Annotated in this window: 17 protein-coding genes; 15 read left to right on the plus strand and 2 right to left on the minus strand. The window is 50.5% G+C overall.

What is annotated here, in order from left to right; all coding sequences use genetic code 11:
• Positions 1 to 38: 38 nt before the first annotated feature.
• The 12 genes from DRJ53_RS11020 to DRJ53_RS11075 all read left to right on the plus strand — a co-directional run bounded on the left by DRJ53_RS11020 (position 39) and on the right by DRJ53_RS11075 (position 19,595).
• The gene (locus DRJ53_RS11020; RefSeq protein WP_162303855.1) at positions 39 to 458 is read left to right on the plus strand and encodes a response regulator; all 420 of its coding nucleotides are present in this window, start codon (positions 39 to 41) and stop codon (positions 456 to 458) included.
• 316 nt (positions 459 to 774) lie between these two features.
• The gene (locus DRJ53_RS11025; protein WP_114235688.1) at positions 775 to 2,247 is read left to right on the plus strand and encodes a sensor histidine kinase; all 1,473 of its coding nucleotides are present in this window, start codon (positions 775 to 777) and stop codon (positions 2,245 to 2,247) included.
• Between the two features lie 8 nt (positions 2,248 to 2,255).
• Positions 2,256 to 2,672 carry a response regulator gene (locus tag DRJ53_RS11030; RefSeq protein ID WP_114235689.1) on the plus strand — a complete coding sequence of 139 codons (417 nt, stop codon included), beginning with the start codon at positions 2,256 to 2,258 and terminating at the stop codon, positions 2,670 to 2,672.
• Positions 2,673 to 3,008: 336 nt separating this feature from the next.
• Positions 3,009 to 6,875 (plus strand): M4 family metallopeptidase, encoded by a 3,867-nt coding sequence (locus DRJ53_RS11035; protein ID WP_114235690.1) that lies wholly within the window; start codon positions 3,009 to 3,011, stop codon positions 6,873 to 6,875.
• Between the two features lie 177 nt (positions 6,876 to 7,052).
• Positions 7,053 to 8,630 carry a F0F1 ATP synthase subunit alpha gene (gene atpA, locus DRJ53_RS11040; protein ID WP_114235762.1) on the plus strand — a complete coding sequence of 526 codons (1,578 nt, stop codon included), beginning with the start codon at positions 7,053 to 7,055 and terminating at the stop codon, positions 8,628 to 8,630.
• Between the two features lie 427 nt (positions 8,631 to 9,057).
• A complete protein-coding gene (locus tag DRJ53_RS11045) occupies positions 9,058 to 14,394 on the plus strand; it encodes a T9SS type A sorting domain-containing protein (protein WP_123893510.1) in 5,337 nt (1,778 codons plus the stop codon).
• A 298-nt stretch (positions 14,395 to 14,692) separates the two neighbouring features.
• Positions 14,693 to 16,936 carry a TonB-dependent receptor gene (locus DRJ53_RS11050; protein ID WP_114235692.1) on the plus strand — a complete coding sequence of 748 codons (2,244 nt, stop codon included), beginning with the start codon at positions 14,693 to 14,695 and terminating at the stop codon, positions 16,934 to 16,936.
• A gap of 45 nt (positions 16,937 to 16,981) precedes the next feature.
• Positions 16,982 to 17,278, plus strand: a complete 297-nt coding sequence (locus tag DRJ53_RS11055; RefSeq protein ID WP_114235693.1) for a 2TM domain-containing protein — start codon at positions 16,982 to 16,984, stop codon at positions 17,276 to 17,278.
• 51 nt (positions 17,279 to 17,329) lie between these two features.
• Complete coding sequence (locus DRJ53_RS11060; RefSeq protein ID WP_114235694.1) at positions 17,330 to 17,992, plus strand: hypothetical protein; 663 nt, start codon at positions 17,330 to 17,332, stop codon at positions 17,990 to 17,992.
• 68 nt (positions 17,993 to 18,060) lie between these two features.
• The gene (locus DRJ53_RS11065) at positions 18,061 to 18,651 is read left to right on the plus strand and encodes a hypothetical protein (RefSeq protein WP_114235695.1); all 591 of its coding nucleotides are present in this window, start codon (positions 18,061 to 18,063) and stop codon (positions 18,649 to 18,651) included.
• Complete coding sequence (locus tag DRJ53_RS11070) at positions 18,620 to 19,315, plus strand: hypothetical protein (protein ID WP_114235696.1); 696 nt, start codon at positions 18,620 to 18,622, stop codon at positions 19,313 to 19,315. The genes DRJ53_RS11065 and DRJ53_RS11070 overlap by 32 nt, the downstream gene beginning before the upstream one ends.
• Positions 19,308 to 19,595 carry a winged helix-turn-helix domain-containing protein gene (locus DRJ53_RS11075; protein WP_114235697.1) on the plus strand — a complete coding sequence of 96 codons (288 nt, stop codon included), beginning with the start codon at positions 19,308 to 19,310 and terminating at the stop codon, positions 19,593 to 19,595. The genes DRJ53_RS11070 and DRJ53_RS11075 overlap by 8 nt, the downstream gene beginning before the upstream one ends.
• 295 nt (positions 19,596 to 19,890) lie before the next feature.
• Here DRJ53_RS11075 and DRJ53_RS11080 read toward each other — a convergent pair whose 3' ends face one another.
• Positions 19,891 to 21,489 (minus strand): collagen-binding domain-containing protein, encoded by a 1,599-nt coding sequence (locus tag DRJ53_RS11080; protein ID WP_114235698.1) that lies wholly within the window; start codon positions 21,487 to 21,489, stop codon positions 19,891 to 19,893.
• A gap of 493 nt (positions 21,490 to 21,982) precedes the next feature.
• Between DRJ53_RS11080 and DRJ53_RS11085 the strand changes: the two genes are divergently transcribed.
• The 3 genes from DRJ53_RS11085 (at position 21,983) to DRJ53_RS11095 (ending at position 24,502) form a co-directional block, all read left to right on the plus strand.
• Positions 21,983 to 22,918: an ABC transporter ATP-binding protein gene (locus DRJ53_RS11085; RefSeq protein ID WP_114235699.1), complete on the plus strand. Its 936-nt coding sequence runs from the start codon at positions 21,983 to 21,985 to the stop codon at positions 22,916 to 22,918.
• Positions 22,896 to 23,735 carry an ABC transporter permease gene (locus DRJ53_RS11090; protein ID WP_114235700.1) on the plus strand — a complete coding sequence of 280 codons (840 nt, stop codon included), beginning with the start codon at positions 22,896 to 22,898 and terminating at the stop codon, positions 23,733 to 23,735. Before DRJ53_RS11085 ends, DRJ53_RS11090 begins: the two co-directional genes overlap by 23 nt.
• A gap of 80 nt (positions 23,736 to 23,815) precedes the next feature.
• Complete coding sequence (locus DRJ53_RS11095) at positions 23,816 to 24,502, plus strand: LolA family protein (RefSeq protein WP_123893512.1); 687 nt, start codon at positions 23,816 to 23,818, stop codon at positions 24,500 to 24,502.
• Positions 24,503 to 24,662: 160 nt separating this feature from the next.
• Here DRJ53_RS11095 and pdxA read toward each other — a convergent pair whose 3' ends face one another.
• A complete protein-coding gene (pdxA, locus tag DRJ53_RS11100; RefSeq protein ID WP_114235702.1) occupies positions 24,663 to 25,745 on the minus strand; it encodes a 4-hydroxythreonine-4-phosphate dehydrogenase PdxA in 1,083 nt (360 codons plus the stop codon).
• Positions 25,746 to 25,819: the final 74 nt, after the last annotated feature.

Raw genomic sequence — 25,819 nt, forward strand, 5'->3', positions numbered from 1 at the left:
CAAAAGCGCCTACTTTTAACCCTCAAGAAAAACCCATAGTGTTACAAAAACCAGGAGATACTGCTGCCCCGCTGCGTGTGCTGATTGCCGAAGATGACCGTGACGACCAGGAGATTTTGAAAGAAACCATGCAAGAGGTAGACCCTTCTGTAGAGGTGGTGCTGGTATCGAGCGGGCTGAAAGCAATCAAGGCCCTGGAGGCCTGCCCCGATGGTTCATTGCCGCACCTGTTGATCCTGGATTACAATATGCCCGAACTGAACGGCGCCGAAGTGCTGGAAACACTGGCCCGCCACCAACGCTACGAGGGTATTCCAAAAGTAGTGTTGAGCACTTCCTCCTCGCCTTATTACAAAGCTTCCTGCATGGAGCGGGGCGCCCAGGGCTATTTTACCAAGCCATCGAGCTATATCGAACTGGAAGCCCTGATCCGGGATATTTTGAAGTTTTGTGCTTAGGGGGAAAAAGAAGATTGTAGATTTTAGACGATAGACTTTAGGCTGATGCATTTTGCTCAGCAGGAGTGTGGCAGCACGGCTCACTGAAAACCGCTTTATTAATTGCTGAAACTTTATTTGCGCTAAAAAATGCCGCTCCTCTTTTAGCCACTGCCAGCATCGTTTGCCAGTTCTCTAACTATCAACTGTCAACTATCAACTCCCCACCACCATCCATCATCCATCATCCTTCATCAATCATCTCTCCCTCGCCACTTAGGTAAAATTCCTTTTCTTCGCGGCTACACCCGGCATACACCTTTATACCCCTTTGACCATGAAAATATCGCAATATATTTTCTTTAGTTTCCTGTTCATACTGCTGCTGTTTTCGCTGACCACCTACCTCAATTTCCGCCTGTCGATTGATGTAAAAGACAATGCCGACTTCCTACTGCGGTCGAGCACGGTAGTGCGCAACTCCAGCCGTTTTCAGCGCAATGTGCTGAGCATGCAGGGCAACCTCCGCGGCTATTTACTCAACGCCGACCCTTATTTTTTCCAGGCGTTCGATTCGGCTGCAAACGAAAATGCTACCATCCTCAAAGAACTGGCCATGCTGATACCGGAAGGTGATATTCAAAAGCAGCGGCTGCAGCGGATTGTGGCACTCAACAACGACTGGGTGAACAACTACGCGTACCCGCTGAAGCGGGCCAAACAGCAATCGGCACAGTCGGCCGGCAGCATGGCGGCTTACAACAAGCTGTACCTCGAAAAAATGGTGAATGGCGAGGAAAAAGGCCTCAACGACAGCCTGCAGGAGCGGTTCAAACAGTTCAGTAACTACGAGTACAATGCCCGTGAAGTGCGCATTGCCGAACTGGCCGAGGACCTGCGCAGCACTCGAATTCTTTCGTTTACGTTTACCTCGCTTTCCGTAATTGTGGGCTTTTTTATTGCCTGGCTGTTGGCCTACAGCATTTCGCGGCGCATCATGAAAATGGTGCGCATGGCCGATACCATTGCGCAGGGCAATTACCAGGTACAAACAAAAGATACGGGTAGTGATGAATTGAGCCGCCTGGCCCGTGCCCTCAACCATATGGCGCAGGTGTTGTCAGAAAGCATTACACAGCTAAAACGAAAGAACGAAGAGCTGGACCAGTTTGCCCACGTGGTGTCGCACGATCTGAAAGGTCCGCTGCGCGGCATCGACAACGTGATTACCTGGATCGAAGAAGACCACAGCACCGAAATTTCGCCCAAGGTGGCCCAGTACCTGCAAACCATCAAAGGACGGGTACGCCGCGGCGAAGCGCTGATCCACGGCATTTTAACCTATGCCCGCACAGGCAGCGAGGTAAGCCAGAAAGAGGCCGTGGACGTGGGCATGCTGGTGCAGGAGGTGTACGATACCCTGGCGCCGCAGCCCGGCATCCGGCTGGAGCTGGCCACTGGCCTGCCCGTGATCCATACCGATAAATACCCGCTGTTCCAGGTTTTTGCCAACCTGCTGGGCAATGCGCTGAAATACCACGACAAGCCGGATGGCTATATCAAAGTGTACCACCGGGAGTTTTCGGGGTACCACCAGTTTTTTGTGGAAGACAACGGGCCCGGGATTGCGCAGCATTACCACCAAAAAATCTTTGGTATTTTTCAAACCCTGCAGGACCGCGATTCGCTGGAAAGCACCGGTGTTGGCCTGGCTATTGTTAAAAAAATACTCGACGCAAAAAAGGAAGAGATCATCATAAGTTCGGAGCCGGGCAAAGGCTCTGTTTTTTCATTCACCTGGTCAAAATAAAATGCATCATGAAGGTTGTGCACATATTGTTGTTGGAAGACGATAGCCTGGACATCATTGACATTCAGCGTACCCTCGATAAAATGAACATCCTGTACCGGCTGCAGGTGGCCAAAAACGGCGAAGACGGCCTGGCACTTTTGGAGCAAATGCGCCGCGATGGCGAAAAAGGTCCCGATATTGTGCTTATCGACATCAACATGCCCAAAATGAATGGGCTGGAGTTTTTGAGCATTGTTCGCAATAGCGAAGAATGGAAAAAACTTAAGTGCTTTATCATCACTACATCGGAAGACCGTATTGATAAAGAGGCTGCCAAAGCACTCGGCGTTTCGGGCTATGTGGTGAAACCTTTCAAGCTCAATAACCGTACTTCGATGGATTCTTTTAACCTGATGATTGATTTGATGAATATGAAGGACTAGGCGAGATGATGGATGATAGTGGGGAGTTGACAGAAGGGAGGATAGTGATTTATTTATTTTGTTTAAAAAGTTGATATTTAAGAAAGCGGCATTGCCGCTTTCTTTTTTAACCCGCTAGGGGTAAATACCATATCATAAAAATTTAAGAGCCATTACTTTTGTATTCAATCCAATCCGCAAATGAAAACGCTGTACCCGGCCCGCTTTGCGCCGATCCTCTCCGTTGCACCGCATGTAGGTGCACCTCCCCGTTTTAATAAACACACAGCTGCTTGTTTGCGGCATTGATCTGCCCCAACTGCTCCCGATCCAATCCTAAATAAACTGCACGCCTCCATGTTTCGAATATTAATCCTGTTAACGGCTCTTTGCCTTTTCCATGCTGCCCACGCACAGCCATCATTGCAGGCCCTGGAAAAAAGATGGAAAAAAGAAGGCAAAGCAAAAGGCTGGCAGGTAAAGCTTTCCGGCCCCAACCGCAGCACCATTTCCTTTTCGGAAAGCGAACGCCCGCCACAGGCCAATGGTAGGGCATGGGTTGCAAAAGAACTGGGGCTGCGCCCCGGCAAAGACGACCTGACACCAAAAGGCAAACCGGTGCAGCACCGTTCCGGGGCTACGGTAGAAAAACTGCGGCAGTATTACAAAGGCATCGCAGTGGAACATGGCACCGTGCACCTTTCGGGCAAAGGCGGAAGGCTCGCGGCTGTGCAACTGGAATTTTACCCCATCCCCGATAATTTTGGCACCACGCCGTCGCTTACCATGGCTGCAGCTTTGGAGCGGGCCGCCGCCCATGTTGGTGCTACCCGTTATGCTTGGCACGACAGCGCCGGCAAAAAGCCCGTGGGTACATTGGTGATCATTGAAGATTTTGTACAGGACACCGGCACCCTGCGCCTGGCGTACCGTTTTGAAATAACCGCCCTGCAGCCTTTTTCCCGGTCGCTGGTGTATGTAGATGCACACAACGGAAAGCTGCTGCTGCGCAATCCGCTCATCAAACACCTGGATGGCGACGGCCATCAACATGGTGCAGGTGCGCCGCAGGCAAAAGAGCAATCGCCGCTGCCGCCGGTGAACAGCACGGGCAGTGCAGCTACGCGTTACTCGGGCAATATGGCATTGGTAACCGACAACGGCAGCACCGTGCCGGGCAAACCGTTCCGGCTGCAGCAGGCCCGCAACAGCCACGGCATTGTTACCCTCAACCACAGCCGGCTTTCTTATGATCATTATGGTGCAAATTTCAACACCGCCTACAACACGCATTTTGTAGACGACGATAACAACTGGACTTCGGCGGAGCACAGCTTTAACTACGACGATGCGGCCTTGGATGTGCACGTGGCCATGCAATACATTTCGGATTACTGGGCAACGGTGCACAACCGCATCAGTTTTGACAATGATACCAGTGCGATGTTCAGCTTTTTGCATGTGCGGGCACCGGGTGCACCCAATAGCGGTTTCGACAATGCTTTTTGGGATGGCTACGCCATGTATTACGGCGATGGCTCGTATTACAGCACCGATGGCAGTGGTGCGGTGGCCAATGCCAATGGCTTTAAGCCCCTGGCGGCGCTGGATGTATCGGCACACGAACTGGGCCATGCCATTTGCCAGTACACCGCCGATCTGGTGTATCGCCGCGAATCAGGCGCCCTCAACGAGGGTTTTTCCGATATCTGGTCGGCTTGTATAGAGGCTTACGCCAACCTGGGAAAGGCTCCCTGGCTGGTGGGTGAAGAGCTGACCGCTGATGGCTACGGGCTGCGCACCATGCAAAACCCCAATGCATATGGCTACCCCGATACATATGGCGGCAACAATTGGTGGACGGTGGCGCTGGGTGGATGTACCAACCCCAACGATCAGACGAACGATTATTGCGGGGTACACATCAACAGCAGCGTGCTCAACAAATGGTTTTACATCATTACACAGGGCGAAAACGGCGTGAATGATTTGGGCAGCCGATACGCGGTGTCGGGGCTGGGTTTTGGGAAATCGCAAGATATTGCCTACCTCACCGAACTGACCCTGACACCCAATTCCACTTTTGCCGATGCGAGGGAAACTTCCATTGCCGTAGCGGCCTTTTTGTATGGCGCCTGCTCCAACGAAGTGGTGCAGGTAACCAATGCCTGGTTTGCAGTAGGCGTGGGCGGCACCGCATCGTGTTTACCAGTGGTGGAGTTTGAAACCATTGCTACTACCGTTAGCGAAGGCGCAGGGCTTGCCGGCAACTGCGCCGATACGCATGTGCCGATTCAATTAAAGCTGGGTGCAGCACCGAGTAAACCGGCGGAAATCGCTTTCAGTTTTGGCGGCACTGCCGTGCAAAATGTTGATTACACCGTTGCCCAAACGAAACTGCCTTTTAACTCAGCGGGTGTAGCTACGCTCAACATTTACCTGAAAAACAACGCCACGCCGGGCACCGACAAAACAATCATCCTGAACTACACGGTAAACAGCAATGGCGGCGATGCGGCCGTAAGCGGCAACAATTTCCAGCATACTATTTACCTGAAAAATGATGATGGTGCACCGCAGTCCATTGCCGCTACGCCCATTGCCGATGTAACGCTTGTGGCGGAAAATTTTGAAAACAGCCCAGTGGGCACCGCCTTCCCTGCCGGTTGGCAGGCCGGTCTTGCATTTAGCAATAGCGGATCGGTAAACCGCTGGATGATTGGTGCCAATGGCGGTGCGGGCATCAACGGTAGGGCCGCTTATATTTCCAACGCCACTGCCACCACCCAGGGTTTTGCCTATGATACCAATAACCCCACCAACCGGCTGCTGCTGCTGCCGGCAATCAATACCACCGGTTTAAAAAACATCCGGCTGTCGTTTAATTATAAAGTGGGCGGCGAGTTTGACGCCATCGGCACCAGCAGCGCCGAAATCTGGGATTACGCCCAGGTAATGTACAGCACCAATGGCAGCAGTTTTACCCTGTTGACCGACCCCGCAACACAAATGCCTTTTGTGCTTTTTGGCGACGGTGCCAATGTGGCCCAGTTTGCAGCGGCATTGCCGGCAACGTTGGAAAATAAACCCACCGTTTACCTGGCCCTCCGCTGGCTCAATGATGCATTTGCCGGAAACGGCAAACCCCTACTGGTAGATGATGTAGTGGTGGTGGCCACCCGGGCAGGCGCTTCGGTGGAAACGACCACTGGCCGCACCAACACGGTAAATATTGTGCAGGGCAATGCCGTGTCGTACATCGCTACGGATGGCGGCAAAAACCTGGTGGCCCGCATTGCCAACGCCGGTACAAAAGTAGAATGCCTGAGTGCTGGTTTAGCACAAAGCGGGGCTGGTGCAGCACCCATCCAGGTAGGCGGTAAATCGTACCTGCGCAGTGCCAAGGTTATTGCTTTAAAACCTGCTGTGCCCAACAGCACCACGGCTTATACTGCTACTTTTTATTTTACCGCTGCCGAACTGGCCGCCTGGCCTGCGGCGGAATTAGGCAACCTGAAGCTGCTGAAAATAAATGAAGGCGCAGATTTGAATATGCCGATTGACGAGGCGGATGCACAACTGGTCACGCCGGTGATGGAAGACCGATCGGCTATGGGTGGCTACTATTCTTTTACGGGCAACTTTACCGGCTTTTCGCAATTCATGCTGGTATCGCAGGCCTCGGTGCTGCCTGTGCGGCTGGTGCATTTTGAAGCCCAACCCAACGGCACAGCCATCAAGCTGCACTGGCAAACCGAAAGTGAACAGGACAACAAGGGCTTTTGGGTGGAGCGCAGCAGTGGCGGCGTTGCATTTGAACAACTGGCCTGGGTACCTGCAAGCGGCGCAACATCGGCGCAGTATGGGTATGTAGATGCAACTGTACAACCCGGCGTGTTGTACACCTACCGGCTGCGGCAGATGGATATGGATGGCCGGTATTCATTTTCACCCCATCGCACTGCCCGGCTGGATAGCACAACCAGCGGTTTGACGTTGGCGCCGAACCCTGCAATCGGTTTTACCGAAATAACCCTGCCCACCCCAGCCGCAGGCGCCAGTGTGTGGATTACCGATGGCCGCGGCATAACCGTTCGGCATTGGGCGGCACTGCCAGCGGGCACCCGCCACCGCCTCGACCTGAAGGCGCTGACACCGGGATTGTACCTGGTGGAGGTGCGCAGCGGAGCGGCCAAATGGGTGCAAAAACTGGTAGTGCAATAGCGGCGTAGGGGGCAAAATGATAAAACTTTAAACGGACGGCTGACAAGCCGGTTAAAAACAAATCTCTTTTTTGTTAGTCGGATGCGAAGGCCTACTTTTGCACCCTGAAAATTGGAGGGTAATGGCCCGGCCTTTTGCCCACCCAGCAAGTTCCGCAAATCAAGACAAACCAATTATATGGTAGAGATAAAACCAGATGAAATAAGTGCCATACTGCGCCAGCAGTTGAGCAACTTCAACGCTGCTGCTGACCTGGAAGAAGTAGGTACGGTACTGCAGGTAGGTGATGGTATTGCCCGTGTATATGGACTGGGCAATGTTCGCGCCGGTGAACTGGTAGAATTTGAAAACGGCGTTCGCGCCATTGCCCTCAACCTCGAGGAAGACAACGTGGGTGTGGTACTGATGGGCGAAATGGGCGCCATCCAGGAGGGTTCGAAAGTGCGCCGTACCGGCCAGATCGCTTCCATTAAAGTGGGCGATGGTATGGTAGGCCGCGTGGTAAATACCCTGGGCGAGCCGATCGACGGCAAAGGCCCCATTGCAGGCGAACGTTACGAAATGCCTATTGAACGCAAGGCGCCCGGTGTAATTTTCCGCGAGCCGGTAAAAGAGCCGCTGCAAACCGGTGTTAAGGCCATTGATGCGATGATCCCTATCGGCCGTGGCCAGCGTGAGCTGATCATTGGCGACCGCCAAACGGGTAAAACCGCCATCGCCATCGACACCATCATCAACCAGAAGGAGTTTTTCCAGGCAGGAAATCCTGTTTACTGCATATACGTAGCCATTGGCCAGAAGGCCTCCACCATTGCAGGTGTAATGAAAAACCTGCAGGATGCCGGTGCTATGGATTATACCATTATCGTTGCCGCTTCGGCTTCCGATCCCGCTCCGTTGCAGTTCTATGCTCCGTTTTCGGGTGCAGCCATCGGTGAGTTTTTCCGCGATACCGGACGCCCGGCACTGATCATTTACGATGACCTGTCGAAGCAGGCTGTGGCTTACCGCGAGGTATCGCTGCTGCTGCGCCGCCCGCCAGGCCGCGAAGCTTATCCCGGTGACGTATTTTACCTGCACAGCCGCCTGCTGGAGCGTGCCGCCAAAGTAATTGGCAACGATGAAGTGGCCAAGCAAATGAACGACCTGCCCGAAAGCATCCGGCACCTGGTAAAAGGTGGTGGCTCGCTGACGGCGCTGCCCATCATTGAAACGCAGGCTGGTGACGTATCGGCTTATATCCCCACCAACGTGATCTCGATCACCGACGGACAGATCTTCCTGGAAGGTAACCTGTTCAACGCTGGTATCCGTCCTGCCATTAACGTAGGTATCTCGGTAAGCCGCGTAGGTGGTAACGCACAGATCAAGTCGATGAAAAAAGTGGCCGGTACGCTGAAACTGGACCAGGCACTTTACCGCGAGTTGGAAGCCTTCTCTAAATTTGGTGGCGACCTCGATGCGGCAACCAAGTCGGTAATTGATAAGGGTGCCCGCAACGTGGAAATACTGAAGCAGCCACAATATTCTCCGGTGCCTGTTGAAAAGCAGGTAGCGATCATTTACCTCGGTACCCAAGGTCTGCTCCGCGATGTGCCTGTACGCCGCGTAAAGGAGTTTGAAGAACAGTTCCTGCTGGAAATGGAAAACAAACTGCCTGAGGTACTGGCCGAGTTCAAAAAAGGAAACCTGCCTGAAGATGGTCTGAAAAAAATGACCGAACTGGCGCAGAACCTTGCAGCTCAATTCAAGTAAAACAGTTTAGTATATTCCGAAAGGCGGTCTTTTTGACCGCCTTTTTTTATGCCTCAACCGTAAGTTTAACCGCCTTCGGCGATAATACCGTTTGCCCCATATTTTATCATAAGTGTAGCCCCTTACTTTGTTGTTGCAAATCCAAATCCTGTTAAAAATAGAAGCCAACCGCTACACTATGTTTTCGTATTATTTGCACCGTTTTGGTAGCCTGTTTCCGCGTATCATTTCTCATTTCTCTACAAGCTTTCTTCTCGCCATACAAAGGCATGATTCCGCCGGCACCAAAAAGCCAACCTTTCCTGCAAAGTCAGTAGTTGTAAGCTTACTGTGTTTGATGTTTTGCCAGTTTGTTTGGGCACAATGTAATCCCGGCGTATTCACGGTAACCACAGCCAATCTGGTGGTTAATACTTACTACCCCGGCATGGCAACAGCAAACGCAGGCATCAAAAGCTTATCGCTTGGTACCGCTACCGGCAGTGCCACTCCTATTGCAAAGGGCGATGTGGTGATGATCATACAGGTACAGGGCTCCGAAATCAACTCCACCAATACCGATGCTTACGGTGATGGCGTTGTAAGTGCTACGGCTTCCGGCTTCACATCTTCGGTTGCAGGAACTTACGAGTTGGCAATAGCCGCAAGTAGCGTTCCTGTTGGCGGCGGTACACTATACCTTACCCGTGTGTTAGCCAATGGCTATACCAATGCCAGCGCAACTACTACTGCCGGCCAATACCGGTTTCAGGTAGTGCGGGTTCCCCGTTTTTCAAGCCTCATCTTTAATACTGGTGCCAATATTACAGCTGCCGCCTGGAACGGTAGCACCGGTGGTGTTGTAGCGTTTGATGTTGTAGGTAATATGACAGTGAATGGAACTTTTGTAAATGTTAGCGCTAAAGGCTTTCGCGGTGGTGCGGGCCGCCAGTATTCCAGCAGTACAGGCCCTACCAATGGCGATTTCCGGGCAAACTCTCTGGCACATGGTTCAAAGGGAGAAGGCATTGCCGGAGCTCCCCGATTTACAGTTACCGCAGGTGCAATAACCGCCACCGATGCTGGGGCCGAAACCTATCCAAACGGCAGTAATGCTATGGGTGCTCCCGGTAATGCTGGCGGTGGCGGCACAGACGGTTTACCTGCAAGCAATTCGCAAAATGCCGGCGGCGGTGGTGGTGGTAATGGTGGCTTCGGTGGCCGTGGTGGCAATGCCTGGAGCAGCGGCCTTACTACCGGCGGTTTCGGAGGTGTGGCGATTACAAATTCTGCCCGCCTCATCATGGGTGGCGGCGGTGGGGCCGGCTCAACAAATGACGGGTCGGGCACACCAACAGGTGGCTCTACGGGGATAGCTAGCAGTGGCGGCGTAGGTGGTGGCCTGGTAATGATCAATGCAGGCTCGATTAGTGGCACAGGTATCATCAATGCCAATGGTGAGTCTACCCGGCAGGTAGAGCAGGATGGTGCCGGCGGCGGCGGTGCCGGGGGCACGGTTTATATTAGTGCAACTACTACTAGTGGTTTGTCGGGCGTTACTGTACAAGCTATAGGCGGTACTGGTGGAAACGCCTGGCCTTCAAGAACTGCTCTTGCCGACCGGCATGGCCCTGGCGGCGGCGGTGGTGGTGGTGTTATCTATTCCAATGCTGCAGTGAACAGTGCCAGTTCAGTAGCAGGCGGAGCTAATGGAACAACGATTTCTACAAAAGATGCTTTTGGAGCAACTCCCGGCGCAGGGGGCAGGTTCATACAAAATGTACCTGTGACAGCGTTACCTTTGAATGCCATCTGCGACATCGATGCTGATGACGATGGCATCGTTAACGCAACCGAATATGGCGGCACCGATCCGTTTGGAGATGCCGATAATGACGGTATACCTAACTTATTTGATACTATTCCCGGAACTGGAGTACCAGCTTGGCGTGATGCCAATGGCGACGGAATCAATGATTTTTTCGATACCGATGTTGATGGTATTATCAACTCTGAGGATCTTGATAGTGATAACGACGGTATCCCTGATATTTTAGAAGCAGGCGGCACCGATACCAACAACGATGGTAAAATTGACAATATCACCGATACGAATGGGGATGGTCTGCGCGATGCAGCCGGTGCTAACGGATTGACGCCCGCTGATTTTGACGGCGATGGTTTGCCCAACTTCCGCGACCTCGACAGCGATGGCGACGGAATTGTTGACAACCGCGAAGCTGGTTTCAATAATTACGATACAAACAACAGTGGCACCATCGGCTCTGGCGATACAGGTTTTGCTGATGCCAATAGTGATGGTTGGGCCGATGCAGTAGACAACCTGGCAGGTATTTCTTTGACCAATACAGACGGAAGAGGCGGCGCCAATTATCTGGATATTGATGCCGATGACGACGGCATACTGGATAATGTAGAAGCCCAATCCACAACTGGATTCATTGCTCCTGTCAGTGGCGATACCGATGGCGATGGCATTAGTAATGCGTATGATACGAACAGCGCATTTGGTGGACCGGGCATTGTACCGGTAAATACCGACGGGACTGATGTTGCCGATTACCTGGATCTGGATTCGGATAACGATGGCTTTGGCGACCGCCTGGAAGGTTGGGACACCGATGGAAACAGAAACATCAATGGCACTGAAAAAGCCTACGTAGGTACTACTGATTCGGATGGCGACGGCCTGTTGGATGAATACGATACTGCTACCGGCTATAATCCAGTCACTACTATTGCGCCAGCCAGCTATCCCAACATGGTTTTGCCGGGCACTCCGGAACGCGACTGGAGAGAAACAATCAACACAGATGGCGATCCGCTTCCGGATGGTACCGATACGGACGATGATAACGACGGTATTTCCGATCTGGCCGAATCGGGCGGCATAGATCCATTGGGCGATGCCGATAACGATGGCATTCCTAACTATACCGATAGAATACCCGGCGGATCCGTACCTGCATTTGTTGACGCAAATAACGATGGCATTTCCGATGTATTCGACTTTGACCGGGACGGCATCATCAATTCCCTGGACTTAGACTCAGACAATGATGGCATTCCTGATATTATTGAGACAGGCGGCGTCGATGCGGACTTTAACGGCCGTGTAGATGGCGCTTTTGCTGATACCGATGGCGATGGACTTGCCAATGCCTACGATCCAAATAACGGCGGTACGGCATTAGGTACAGCCAACGCCGATGGCGATACCCAGCCAAACTTCCTGGACCTCGATAGCGACAACGATGGTATTCCGGACCTGATTGAACAAGGCGGTGTAGATGCCAATGGCGACGGCCGAATTGATGGGGCAACCGATGCCAATAAAAATGGCTGGACAGATGCTTATGATCCTACAGTTGCAGGAGGTATCAACCTGAGAACGCTGGATGTAAATGGTGCAACTGCTGGCGGTTTGGTGTTCGACTTTGATGGCGACGGCATTGCTAACTACCTGGATATTGATAGTGATAATGATGGCATTTTCGACATCATTGAACAAGGCGGCACCGACAGCAACAACGATGGAAAAGTAGATGCAACAACCGATGTTGACAAAGATGGTTTTGTAGACACATACGACCCGGTAAACAACACTAATGGTGCAGCACTCGGTACGGGATTGATCACAAGCAGCACGCCAGATGCAACAATCAAACTGCCCACTGTATATTCAACCGGCGACAACTTTGATGGCAAAGGCCTGATCAACATGCTTGATCTGGATTCCGATGATGATGGTATTCTAGACAGTGTGGAAGGACGGCTGGATACTGATGGTGACGGCAAACCCAATTACTTGGATATTGATTCGGATAATGATGGTATTGTTGATACTATCGAAGCACAAACTACTGCAGGATATTTAGCACCTTCGGGTACCGATACTGATGGTGATGGTGTGGACAATGCATACGACGTCAACTCGGTATTTGGTGCAACGGGTCTTACACCCGTAAACACGGATGGTGCGGATGTAGCCGATTACCTGGACCTGGATAGCGATAACGATGGCTATGGCGACCGGCTGGAAGGATGGGATACCAACGGCAACAAAGTAATAGATGGAACCGAAAAGGCTTACGTGGGTACCACCGATACTGATGGCGATGGCTTGCTTAATGAATACGACAATGTAGTAGGATTTAATTCAACCAACGGCACTACACCGGCAAGCTACCCCAACATGGATAAGCCAGCCACCCCTGAGCGGGATTGGAGAGAAGTTGCCGACAATGATGGTGACGGCATTCCGGATACCACAGACATTGATGACGATAATGATGGCATAACCGATGTCGTTGAAGGAGGCTCAATTGATAGCGATGGTGATGGCATCATCAATGCCTTCGACCTGGATTCTGATAACGACGGCATTCCTGATGTTGTGGAAGCCGGTGGGTTGGATGCAGACAATGATGGTAAAATTGATAATACCACCGATGCCAATGGCGATGGCCTGCGCGATTCGGCTGGCGCAACCGGTTTGGCTGCTGCCGACTTCGACGGCGACGGTTTGCCCAACTTCCGCGACCTCGACAGCGATGGCGATGGCATCCTGGATACCCGTGAGAGCGGTTTAGCTGGCGATATCAACAACAATGGTGTGCTCAACGATGACGCAGGATATGCAGATGTCAATAAAGATGGATGGAGCGATGCCATTGATGCATTAAGCGGACTTAACTTAACCAATACTGATGGTACAGGAAAGCCTAACTACCTCGACATCGATAGTGATGATGATGGTATAACTGATAACGTGGAAGGACAACCAACAGAAACCTATGTGGCTCCGCTTGTAACCGACCCCGATAGCGATGGTATCGACAGCCGTTACGACAATAACAACGCAGCTTTTGGTGGTGGTGCCAACAACGGCATTACACCCAACAATCACGATTTAACCGATGAGCCCGATTATTTAGACTCCGATAGCGACAACGATGGCGACCCGGACCGCATTGAAGGCAATGACCTGAACAAAAATGCTCGTGCCGATGACCTATCCGGCATCAACACTACGTTGGATACCGATGGCGACGGCCTGCTCGATTTCTTTGACAATGCAGTTGGGCCCAATGTTACCATTGCCGGATTTGGAAATGGCACCGGTGGCCTCAGTACCGCGCAGCGTACGCTAACTTCATTCACCGAACGCGACTGGCGCAACAGTGCCTTCAGCCTTAGTGCACAGGCACTCCCGGTTCGTTTTGTATCGGTGCGGGCGGCACAACGCAGCAACGGTACGCTGGTTGAATGGCAGGTAGCCGAAGAGCAAAATGTGCTGCACTACGAAGTGGAACGCAGCTTCAACGGAAGCCGTTTTGAAAAAATAGGTACAGTGGCATACCAACAGGTAGGCACAACCGAAAACAGCTACAGCTTTGTTGATGCATCACCTGCACAACAGGCCCGTTACTACCGCATCCGCCAGGTTGATATTGATGGCAAAGCCATGTACAGCACCACGGTAATGGTGCGGGCCAACAACGCGGCTGCTCCGGCTGCACTGCAGGTTTATCCCAACCCGGTTACACCCGCTTCCGTAATTGTTCTGGAAGCCCGCCAGGCACAAAAAGTGCAACTAGTGGTGGTAGATGGTAAAGGCCAGGTGGTAACTCGCCAAACAGTGCAGGTACAAAAGGGCAGCAATGTGCTCCCGGCCAACCTGGTGCAACCATTTGCAAAAGGCATGTATGTGCTGCTGGCCGAAGTGGATGGAAAAAAGCAACAGGTAAAATTGATCAAATAACGACGCAAAGGACACAATAGAAAAGCCACCCCACGGGGTGGCTTTTTGTTTTTCACTGCATTTACTCCAAGCGCATTTAATGTTGCATCCTGTTGAAAAGTATAGGTCATTCCCAACTTGTTTCGGCATCTCCATTGACCTCCTGAGCTTCCTTAATGTAATGGGATTCGGCACGACGTTCCAACAATTCGAAAAGGCAACACGCCAATAATTGGGGGTCGGAAGCATAAAAAATATTTCTTATAAAAATTGGTTTATAAAATAAACTACTTTACGTTTGTTCTACAATTGCACTAAAATGAAACCCCTGCTGCTCTTACTCTGCGTTTTTTTTACACTGCAAGCCGCTGCGCAAACAACGCTCAGCGGCACCGTAAAAGACGCCAAATCGCGGCCGGTGGCAGGTGCCAGCGTTTCGCTGAAAGACAGCTACGATGGCGCCACCACCGACAGCACCGGTTCATTTTCATTTACCACTTCGGAAAGAGGTGCACATCTCCTTACCGTTTCCGCTATTGGTTATAAAACCGGCGAAAAGCAACTGAACCTGGCAGGTTCGCAGGCGCCCATCGCCATTGTTTTGAAAGAGGCCATCACCGAACTGTCGGCCGTGGTGATTTCTGCCGGTTCGTTCGAAGCATCGGACCGCAAAAAGGGCACGGTGCTCAGCGCCATTGATATTGCCACTACCGCATCGGGTGAAGGCGATGTAACCGGCGCATTGAAAACGCTGCCCGGTGCCCAGCAGGTGGGCGAAAGCGAAGGACTTTTTGTGCGGGGCGGTACCGCTGCCGAAACCAAAACCTTCATCGATGGCACGCTGGTGAATAATTTCTTTTTCTCATCGGTGCCCAACGTGGCGCAACGCAGCCGCTTTTCGCCGTTTATTTTTAAAGGCACTGTGTTCAGCACCGGCGGTTATTCGGCGTTGTACGGGCAGGCACTGTCATCGGCACTTATTCTCGAGAGCATCGACCTGCCGGAGGAAACATCCGCCACTGTGGGCATTTCGGCCATTGGCCTGAGTGGCGGTTACCAGCAACTGGCTAAGAATAAAAAATGGTCCTGGGGCGGCAACTATTCCTACAGCGACCTGCGGCCCGCATTTGCCGTGATCAAACAGCGCCAGGACTTTTTTAAAATGCCCATTTTCCACAACGCCGATGCCAACTTCCGAATTAAAACATCGGCAACGGGCATGCTGAAATACTATGGTTATTTCAACTGGAGCGACCTTGGTTTTACCACCAATAGCCTCGATACGTTGGGGTTCAACGACCTGTTTCGGCTGCGCAATGAAAATACCTACCACAACCTGTCTTATCGCGAGGTGCTGGGCCACGGCTGGAAAGTAAACATTGGCACTTCGTTTACCTATAACCGTGATACAGCAGTAATGGCCCTTGCCAACGGCAAGCAGCAGGAAGTGCTGGTGCAGGGCATGGAGTATAAAAATATGGGCTGGAATAACCGGAGCCGGTTTTTCAACAGCAAGCTGGTGTTTGAAAAAAAGCTGCGCGGGCTTAGTGCACTACGTATGGGTGCCGAGTACAACCGCAGCGAAGAAGAGCCGCAATTTACATTGTACAACGGCGACAAACTAGGCGGCGCCATTACCGATGGGTTAACCGCAGCCTTTGCCGAAGCGGATATGTACCTCACCAACAACCTGGCTGCAAAAATGGGTGCCCGTGCCGAGCACAGCAGCCTGCTGCAACGCACCAATTGGGCGCCACGTTTGTCATTGGCTTACAAGGTGGGCACCAACGGGCAAGCATCGCTGGCGTATGGACAATTTTATCAAAATCCCGAAACGCGTTACCTCAATGGTCCGTCAAGTTTGTTGTTTGCAAAAGCAACGCACTATATAGCGCAATACCAGCGCATAGCCAGCGATCGTACGTTGCGGCTGGAGGTGTTTTACAAAGACTACGACAACCTGGTGAAAACAAGAACGGAACAAACCCGCGGCATGGCTATCAGCAATGGCGGCTTTGGATATGCCAAAGGCTTTGAAGCATTTTGGCGCGATAAAAAAACGGTGCGCAACCTTGATTACTGGATCTCGTATTCTTTCCTCGACACCAAGCGTGATTTCCTCGATTACCCCACTTCCATACAGCCCAATTTTGCAGCGCGGCACACGGCGTCGGTTGTAATGAAACGTTTTGTTACGGCATGGAAAACAGGTTTCAACGCAGCGTATAATTTCAGTAGCCCGCGGCCTTTCTTTTTTATTGCACCTAACGGCGCCGGGCACACGAAGTTTGTGGATCGTGGCGAAACACCGCCGTATCACAACGTGAGCTTTAGCCTCAATTACCTCCCCAACCTGGGCAAGGCCAATGCGCAAAAGTTTACTGTATTGGTGCTTTCGGTGAGCAATGTGTTCGGCTTCGACCAGGAGTATGGCCGCAGGTATTCGTTCAACGGGCAGCGGTTTGAGCCCATACTGCCACCCAGCCGCAGGTTTATTTTTATCGGCGCATTCATTTCGTTTGGTGTAGACCGCAGCCAGGAAGTGATCAACAGTAATTTGTAAACCACATTTTTTACCCTCCATTTTTTACCAGCAAAAAATACATACATGGAAACACAACACACCAACACGCCACGCGACCCGCAGTTATGGGAACTGGCCAAGCGCCGGGCTTCGTTCCGCGGGCATTTAGTTACCTACCTTATTTTTTCGGCCTTTTTCTGGCTAGTTTGGTTTGCCTCCAATGGCCCGCGGTACAACAGCGGTTTGCCTTGGCCGGTATGGCCCATGTTGGGTTGGGGCATTGGCGTGCTGTTTCACTACATGGGTGCTTTTGTGGCGCCCAAAACCAACAATGTAGAACGCGAATACCAAAAGCTGCTGGCCCAACGCGACCACGAATGAACTGCTTTTTATAAAATAAAAATTGACATCACCACATTTAAAAATACCAACATGAAAAAGGTTTATTCCTTGCTGCTCCTCCTGTTTTTTTATGGTGCCGTGCAGGCACAAAGCGATCGGTTTATAGCTGCCATGCAGCAAAAAGTAGCAGCGTTTGATACTACGTTTAGCGTGAACGGCCTCACTGCACTGGCCAACGATTTTGAACGCATTGCCGACGCCGAAAAAACACAATGGCTGCCGTATTATTATGCGGCACTGGCGCAGGTAAACGGCGGTATGATGATGACCGGTGGCAACATGAATGGTGGCGATGCATCGAAAACAGATCCTATTGCCGACCGTGCCGAAAGCTTGTTGAACAAAGCTGCTGCACTGACCACCGATAACGCCGAACTGCACGTGGTGCGCAAGATGATTGCTAACCTGCGCATGATGGCCGACCCCATGAACCGCTACATGACCTATGGACAGGAAGGTGCCCGTGCATTGGCAAAAGCAAAAGAGCTGGACCCGGCCAACCCGCGTGTAACCCTGTTGGAAGCACAGGATAAATTTTATACGCCGGAGCAATTTGGCGGCAGTAAAGATGAAGCCAAAAAGCTGTTTGAAGAAACGGTAAAACGGCTGGATGCACACAAGCCGCAAACCAGCATTCACCCGCACTGGGGCCGCCCTGCAGCGCAGTATTTTTTAGGTCAATTTGCAAAATAGTCAACCGGCTTTGGGCAACAAACAGCGAACAGTTGTAAGTTGCCCAAAGTCCATTCAAGCGTTTACACATGAACCAACCCATGACGCCGCTCCAGAGCCTGGAATTGATTGAGGCCATGATTGCCAAAACAAAAAGCAATATGCATGAAAACCGCATTTACTTTTTGTTTTGGGGATGGCTTGCATTTGCAGCCATTTTGGGCCAGTTTATTTTAAAGGCCATCTTTGAGTACCGCTATCATTACCTGGTGTGGACCATCACCATACCTGCCATTGTTATTACAATTATTTACACCAATAAACACCGCCACAAATCGGCCCGCACCTTCATTGGCGAAAGCATGTCGAACCTGTGGACGGGCATGTGTTTTTCGTTTTTTATCTTATCGGTGATCATTACCAGCAGCCCTGCCGGATGGATGAATTCATACCCGTTCTTTATCCTCCTGTATGGTTTGGGCACATTTGTATCGGGCCGCATTTTGCGGTTCAAACCAATGGTGTTGGGCGGCATTGCCAACTGGGTGCTGGCGGCTATTTGCCCGTGGCTGCCGTACGATTATCAAATGCTGTTGACCGCTGTGGCACTGCTACTGAGTTATATTATTCCCGGACATTTACTGAAAAATGAAAACGCCCATGTACGACCAGCCCATTAGTGAGCAGCAAAGCCTGCAACTCATTACCGAGATGATCCAGAAGGCTAAAAAAGATGTGCACGAACGGGGCACATCGTCCATACTGTGGGGCAGCGTTATTGGCTTTTGCGGCCTGGTGGCTTTTGCCGAACGGCAATGGAATTTTTACATTGGTTTTGATGTGTGGCTGCTGGCCCTGGTAGCCATTGTGCCGCAGATTTTTATTTCGGTAAAAGAGGCGCGGCAGCGCAATGTGGTTACGCATATGCAGGCTGCCATGAACAATGTATGGCTGGTGTTTGGCCTGTCGATTTTTGCGCTGATGTTTTATTTCAACGCGGTGCCGGGTATAACCGAGAGAATGTTGTTGCAGGAAGGCCGGCAGGTGGTGGAGCGGGAGCCCATCACCGGTATAGAGGTGCCGTTCCGGTATTTTATTGCCAGCAGCAGCTCATTGCTCTTATTGCTCTATGCAATTCCTACGCTGGTTACAGGGCTTACGTTTCGCTTCAAGCCCATGATCGTTGGTGCGGTGTTGTGTTATTGTTTTTTTGCTGCATCCTTGTTTACCAATTCCAAAACAGACCTGTTGTTTAGCGGTTTGGCGGCCATCTGCAACTGGCTCATTCCTGGCTTAATTTTGCGCAGCAGATACACAAAGGAAAAAGCAGCACTGGATGTTTAAAGACCTGGACCCTATATTACACTCGCAGTTGAGGCTGGCCATTATGTCGCTACTGATTGGCGTGCAGGAAGCCGAGTTTACTTTTTTAAAAGAAAAGACCGGTGCCACTGCAGGCAACCTGAGTGTGCAGGTGCAAAAGCTAAAAGAAGCAGGTTATATCGAAGTGGTCAAACAATTCAAAGATAACTACCCGCAAACCCTGTGCAAGATCACCGCCAAAGGCATTGATGCATTTGCGCAATATGTGGAAGATCTGAAAGGTTATTTAGGAAGGGCATGATGGTGCGATAACTTTGATATTTTTTGCTGGTACATAAATTAAAAACCCTGCTACATGGAGCAGGGTTTTTAATTTGTATAAACTGGTATTGATGTACTATTTCTTTTGAATGATGCAACACGTGATAGTTGCCCACCTTTAGTGTCTGTCATGCCGAACTCCATTCGGCATCTCCTTATGCTTTCATAAATCCTGCTATTAGAAGGAGATGCCGAAACAAGTTCGGCATGACACCTCTTAAAGTTCGACGTATTGCTTACCAGTCAAAAGCTTTTTTTTAAGCAACTATAGAGTTTTATTTCATGATCTTGATCGTAGCAATGTTGGTGTTTGCCGCATCCCACAATTGCAGCAGGTAGAGGCCCGGTGCCAGTTGTGCCAGTTCTAAAAGAGAGATTTGATTGGCTCCTTTGCTTACTGCAGCCACAGCCGATTTTACCACCTTGCCCGATGCATCGCTAAGCCGTACTTGTACGGTGCCTGCTGCCGGTGCAGTGTAGCTGATGGCAATGCCATCTTTGAATGGGTTGGGCCAAGCCTGTACAGCCGCTGTAACCGGTGTGGAAAGACGTACGGTAACATAGTTGGAGTAGTACAGTTTGCCACCGTTTTCCACCGCTTTGATGCGGTAGTACACTACCGGTGCTGTTGCGTTTTTCAGATCGTCGTTGAAGCGGTAGGTAAACTGCTCGTTGTTGCCGGCACTGAACACCATGGCAGCATTGGTAAAGTTTTTACCATCGGTGCTGCGTTCTACGATGTAATGATCCATGTCCGCTTCGCCCAGTACTTTCCAAGTCAGCTTTGCTTTTTGATCCTGCAAGCCAGCGGAGAGTTCCATACCGCGGAGGGGGAGAGTTGTTTCTTCAATCAGTTCGGGCAAGAATCCTTTAAAAGGCCAGTAGTGGATTTCGCCATAGGCAATGTCTATTGATTTTGCAACTACCTGCCCGTTGGTATTGTTGCCACCCACCTTGTTAATCACAGCCAATGGCGCAAACAAAGTTCCGTAGGTCGATTCGCCACCATCCACACCCAGTGTAAGCGAAGTGGTGCCATGAAAATTCCAGATAATATAGCTACCGTTGCTTTCCTGTACGCCAGCGAAGTTCGGTGTCTTCCAGGCAAAATGACCCGGGGCCTGAACGTTTATGACCAGGATGCGATCTGCAGCAGGTGCTTTGTTATCGAAATCAATGGAACCGCGATCTCTTAATGCGTTCAGCTGTTCGCCGGTAAGATTGATGTAGTTTATTTTATCTTTTACCAGGTTGATTTTTGGGTTTTGCGAGCCTGGAATATTGACTTTATTAAGGACACCCGTGATCAAAGCAGTTGTATTGGTATTCCAACTATTGATCCAATCCGAATAATCTTTGAAATCTTCAAAGGTGCCTCCAAAGTCAATTCCGTTTGGTAAGGTTGCACTTCCTTCTGCTTGTTGCCGTTGAACTATCAGCGAGGGATTTGCATCAAAACCGGCGCCATCTTTATTGAGTTTAAGATTGGTATTAGCACCGTTGTTGTCTTTGTACCAAAGCTTTGAACCTTCGGTATTACGGATACGCAGTACACCTTTATTGATTTGGGATTGGTTTCCGTTGTTGTAAACAATTTTACCGCCAATCACCATTCCAAAGTTCTCCGTATTATTTTCTGCACCGGTGGGAAAGGTACCTGAATTGTTCATCGTAAAAATGGTCTGGCCATTCAGTATCAGGTTGCCGCCGATGGCCACCGGGCCGTGGGTGTCGCCCCTGGTAGCAGTAACATCGCCACTGGTCATTACATTAAATCCCAATGCTGGCGCCAGCGGGTTGATGGTTTGTGCCGAAGCTGCGAGGGTTGTGGCTGCACATGCGCATGCCAATAGATTGCGTAAAGTTTTTATCATGCGATAGAATTAATGATTGCAAAAACCTTTGGCTTTCAGGAAAGAGGGAATGGCGGGAATGAGCGCAGTTTCTGGCCGTTGTACAATGCAGGGAAACTATTCTTAAAACACCCGTGGTAGATTTCTAAGGATCGTTGGGTGGTTATTCAGTTGGATGGTGCAAATATAGGCCAGCTCAACCATAAAACAGGTGTTTTCACTTATTTATTTTACTGTTAATTACTAAAGGTGCCCGCCGCTTTATCAAGTGTAAATGCCTGACCTTCGTTTAAATAGGGGCATTTGCCGGTGAACAGTAACAAAAGGGCGATGAAGGAATCAGGTTTGTTACAATTGCTTGCAATTATCTTGTGCAGGTAGCTGAAAACTATTTTTTATCAAAGTTTTTCAATAAAAAAGACTGTATTAAAAAGCAGGAAAAGGCAGTTGTGGTCCCATACCACTTTTTCCATTTGAACGATAACCGGTCCCGATTGTTGGACCTTTTTATAACATGACAGAACACATTATCATCGTTGAAAACCTGGTAAAACAATTCGGCACCTTGCGGGCAGTGGACGGGCTTTCTTTTGCCGTGCCCAAAGGCGAAGTGTATGGTTTTTTGGGCCAGAATGGCGCAGGCAAAAGCACCACCATCCGCATGTTGCTTACCTTGGTGCAACCCACTTCGGGCCGCATGCAATTGTTTGGGCAAAACCTGACCAGCAGCCGCCACGCCATACTGCGCCAGGTGGGCGCTGTTATTGAGCGCCCCGATTTGTACACGTACCTCACGGCATACGAAAACCTGCGCATCATGGCCCGCCTCAGTGGCGTACATGCCGGCCGGCAGCAACTGATGCAGCAATTGGAGCAAGTGGGTTTAACGCAGCGGGCACAAAGCCGGGTAAAAACATTTTCGCAGGGCATGAAACAGCGGCTGGGCATTGCCTGCGCCCTGATCCACAACCCGCAACTCATTATACTCGACGAGCCCACCAACGGCCTCGACCCGCAGGGCATTGCTGATATCCGCAACCTTATTTTGCACCTGAGTAAAAACGAAGGCAAAACGGTGCTGGTGTCATCGCACCTGTTGAGTGAAGTGGAACTCATTGCCGATTCAATGCTGATCATCGACCGCGGTAAAAAAGTGGCCGAAGGCAGTGTGAGCAGTTTACTCAACCCCGCCGATACCATTGTGGCGCTGCAAACCACCAACGATGCCGCGGCGTTGCAATGGCTGCAAACATCGCACTGGCAGCAGTTTTTGTTGCTCAACGCAGATGGCATACAACTGCAAATGCACGGGCAAAAAGTGCCGGCACTGAACGCCGCACTGGTGGCAGCAGGCATCGAAGTATTGCAACTGCAGGCACAGCATTCGCTGGAAAACTATTTCCTTTCCCTTACAACCGAAAACAGGCATGTGGCAACTTACCAGCATTGAGCTGTTCAAAATTTTTAAAAAACCGCGTACCTATATTTCGTTTGCGGCCATTGCCGCCATCATTGCGCTGGTGCAACTTGCGTTGTATGTAGATGGCGAAACGTATTTGCAGTTTGTGATGCAATCGGTAGCCGAAACATTTGCCATTGAAGGCAAAAAACTCAACGGCTATTTTGTTTGCTACACCATACTGCAAACGCTGCTGGTGCATGTGCCCTTGCTCATTGCACTGGTGGCCGGCGATGCCATTGCCGGTGAGGCAAACATGGGCACGCTGCGCCTGCTGGCTGCAAAGCCGGTAAGCCGCACACAGTTGGTGTTGAGCAAATTTGCTGCATCAACTATTTACACGGTAAGCCTCCTATTTTTTATGGCGGTGCTGTCCTTGTTTGTATCGCTGTTGATATTTGGTAAAAGCGATTTGATGGTGTTTAAAAGCGACATGCTGTTGATCCTGCCGCAGCACGATGTAATGTGGCGTTATGCCGGTGCATTTGGTTTTGCGGTGCTGGCCATGACCACCGTGGCGGCACTGGCTTTTCTCCTATCGGTGTTTGCTGAAAACAGCATTGGGCCCATTATTTCCACCATGAGCATCATTATCCTTTTTACCATTCTCACCACAATGGACATTCCATTTTTCAACGTGTTGAAACCTTATTTGTTTACCAACCATATGCTCAACTGGAAAGGTTTTTTTGAAGACCCGGTGGATTACAGCGAACTGTTAAAGTCGGCGCTGATGCTGCTGGGGCATATCATCGCCTTTGTATCGATAACGATCTTTGTGTTTCGGAAAAAAGATATTTTATCGTAAGTGGATAATCCTTTTATCATCTTCAATCGTCTATGCCATTGGGTGTTGTTGTAAAAGACGCGGGACTGCAAAATATGTACATGAAAAAGTTTCAATTGTTAACCTTACTCCTTCTTTGTTGCACACTGTTGCATGCGCAGGATGAAGCGGCGCTGATCCGTGCAGTTAAAGCCAGGCTTGATCAGGTAAACACCTACCAGGCCACCGGCACACTCACCATTGATGCTGCATTCATCAAAGCGCCGGCATCGGGCATCACGGCTTATTTTAAAAAGCCCGACCAGTTTGCGATTAAAAAAGGAGATGGGCTTTCTATTTTACCTAAAGGCGGCATCAGCATTAATTTTTCAACGCTGTTGGGTAATGAAAACTCCACCGCCATTGGTGCGGGCAATGCAGTGGTGCGGGGCACGCCGGTGCGCATTGTAAAACTGTTGCCGCTGGATGCCAACTCCGACGTGGTTTTGAGCACACTGTATATTGATGTAAAAAAGGAACTGGTGCACAAAGCGCAGGTAACCACCCGCAACAACGGCAGCTATGAAGTGGACCTGAGCTACGGCCGCTACGCTACCTGGGGCCTGCCCGATAAAGTGATATTTACCTTCAATACGCGGGAATACAAATTGCCGAAGGGCATTGCTATGGAGTATGATAAAGGCGGCACCAAAAAGCCTGCACCACCCAAAGACCAGAAAGGTGTGATTACGGTGGTTTATGCCAACTACGCAATCAATAAACCTGTTGACGAAAGGGTGTTTAATTGAATTTTGAGAATAACGAACAAGGAACAAGGAATGATGAACCGCAGAATGAGAATTATGAATTATGAATCTGGAAGAAATCCCGATAATTAATAATTCATAATCAATAATTCATCACTCAACTTCAACATTCATCTGTTCCTTGTTCGTCTGTCCGTTATTCCTAATAGTCTTGTTGCTCGATCTTTTCGTCTTCAACGTTTTTCAGCACTTCGGCGGTTATTTTGCGCAGCGGGTTGCGGTTGCGTTCTTCATAACCTGCACGCTGCTCAATGATGTCCAGACAGCCAAAAAGAGCGGCAATAAAAGACCCGGCATCTGCCACGTTTTTACCCGCAATATCAAAGCCGGTGCCGTGGTCGGGTGAGGTACGGACAAAAGGAAGACCTGCAGAAAAATTAATGCCTTCGCCGCCAGCGAGTGTTTTGAAAGGAATCAATCCCTGGTCGTGGTACATAGCCAGCACGGCATCGAACTGGCGGTAGCTGCCCCGTGCAAAAAATGCATCGGCGCTATAAGGCCCATACACCAGCATGTGCTGTTTCATTTCTTTAATGGCCGGTTTGATCACGGTTTCCTCTTCGGCACCAATCAGGCCTTCGTCGCCTGCATGCGGGTTAAGGCCCAGCACGGCAATGCGCGGCTTATCAATGCCAAAATCTTTACGCAGGCTGCCGTGCAGCATATTGAGTTTGGAAATGATGCTTTGCTTTGTAATATGCTGCGCCACATCTTTCAGGGGCACATGCTCCGTAACCAATCCCACCCGCAGCATTTCGGAATACATCAACATCAGCACATCGCTGGTACCAGCAACGTCTTTCAAAAACGGTGTATGGCCGGTATAGTTAAACGCTTCCGACTGCACATTTTTTTTGTGCAGGGGTGCTGTTACCAGCCCGTGAATGTGTCCTGCTTTTAACGCCTCGGCTGCGGCCATCAGTGATTGCACTGCATAGCGGCCACCGGTTTCATTAAGCTGGCCAGGCGTGATGGTAATGTCTTCTTCCCAGCAGTTGAACACCGCCACCTGCTTTGGATTGATGCGGGAAAAGTCTTTGATGGTCTGGTAATTCAGGTTGTGCTCGCCTGCGGCCTTGCGGTAAAAATTGATCAGCTTATGCGAGGCGAAAATTACCGGTGTGCAATGCTCCAGGATGCGAACATCGCTCAGTGCCTGGATGATCACTTCGGGCCCGATGCCATTAACGTCGCCGCAGGAAATGCCTATGATGGGTTTGCTCATTGTATGGTGTATTGGGGTTAAAGTTAAGGAGCGGCAATTAATGGCGGCATGTTGGCTTGCATTAGTGCTTTTGT

The organism is Paracnuella aquatica (genome assembly GCF_003332885.2).
Lineage (GTDB): Bacteria > Bacteroidota > Bacteroidia > Chitinophagales > Chitinophagaceae > Flavisolibacter > Flavisolibacter aquaticus.

Bases quoted from the DNA above. Each gene is read 5' to 3' on its own strand.
- DRJ53_RS11025 (WP_114235688.1), top strand. From the start codon at position 775: ATGAAAATATCGCAATATATTTTCTTTAGTTTCCTGTTCATACTGCTG.
- DRJ53_RS11030 (WP_114235689.1), top strand. From the start codon at position 2,256: ATGAAGGTTGTGCACATATTGTTGTTGGAAGACGATAGCCTGGACATC.
- DRJ53_RS11035 (WP_114235690.1), top strand. From the start codon at position 3,009: ATGTTTCGAATATTAATCCTGTTAACGGCTCTTTGCCTTTTCCATGCT.
- atpA (WP_114235762.1), top strand. From the start codon at position 7,053: ATGGTAGAGATAAAACCAGATGAAATAAGTGCCATACTGCGCCAGCAG.
- DRJ53_RS11045 (WP_123893510.1), top strand. From the start codon at position 9,058: ATGGCAACAGCAAACGCAGGCATCAAAAGCTTATCGCTTGGTACCGCT.
- DRJ53_RS11050 (WP_114235692.1), top strand. From the start codon at position 14,693: ATGAAACCCCTGCTGCTCTTACTCTGCGTTTTTTTTACACTGCAAGCC.
- DRJ53_RS11055 (WP_114235693.1), top strand. From the start codon at position 16,982: ATGGAAACACAACACACCAACACGCCACGCGACCCGCAGTTATGGGAA.
- DRJ53_RS11060 (WP_114235694.1), top strand. From the start codon at position 17,330: ATGAAAAAGGTTTATTCCTTGCTGCTCCTCCTGTTTTTTTATGGTGCC.
- DRJ53_RS11065 (WP_114235695.1), top strand. From the start codon at position 18,061: ATGAACCAACCCATGACGCCGCTCCAGAGCCTGGAATTGATTGAGGCC.
- DRJ53_RS11070 (WP_114235696.1), top strand. From the start codon at position 18,620: ATGAAAACGCCCATGTACGACCAGCCCATTAGTGAGCAGCAAAGCCTG.
- DRJ53_RS11075 (WP_114235697.1), top strand. From the start codon at position 19,308: ATGTTTAAAGACCTGGACCCTATATTACACTCGCAGTTGAGGCTGGCC.
- DRJ53_RS11080 (WP_114235698.1), bottom strand. From the start codon at position 21,489: ATGATAAAAACTTTACGCAATCTATTGGCATGCGCATGTGCAGCCACA.
- DRJ53_RS11085 (WP_114235699.1), top strand. From the start codon at position 21,983: ATGACAGAACACATTATCATCGTTGAAAACCTGGTAAAACAATTCGGC.
- DRJ53_RS11090 (WP_114235700.1), top strand. From the start codon at position 22,896: ATGTGGCAACTTACCAGCATTGAGCTGTTCAAAATTTTTAAAAAACCG.
- DRJ53_RS11095 (WP_123893512.1), top strand. From the start codon at position 23,816: ATGAAAAAGTTTCAATTGTTAACCTTACTCCTTCTTTGTTGCACACTG.
- pdxA (WP_114235702.1), bottom strand. From the start codon at position 25,745: ATGAGCAAACCCATCATAGGCATTTCCTGCGGCGACGTTAATGGCATC.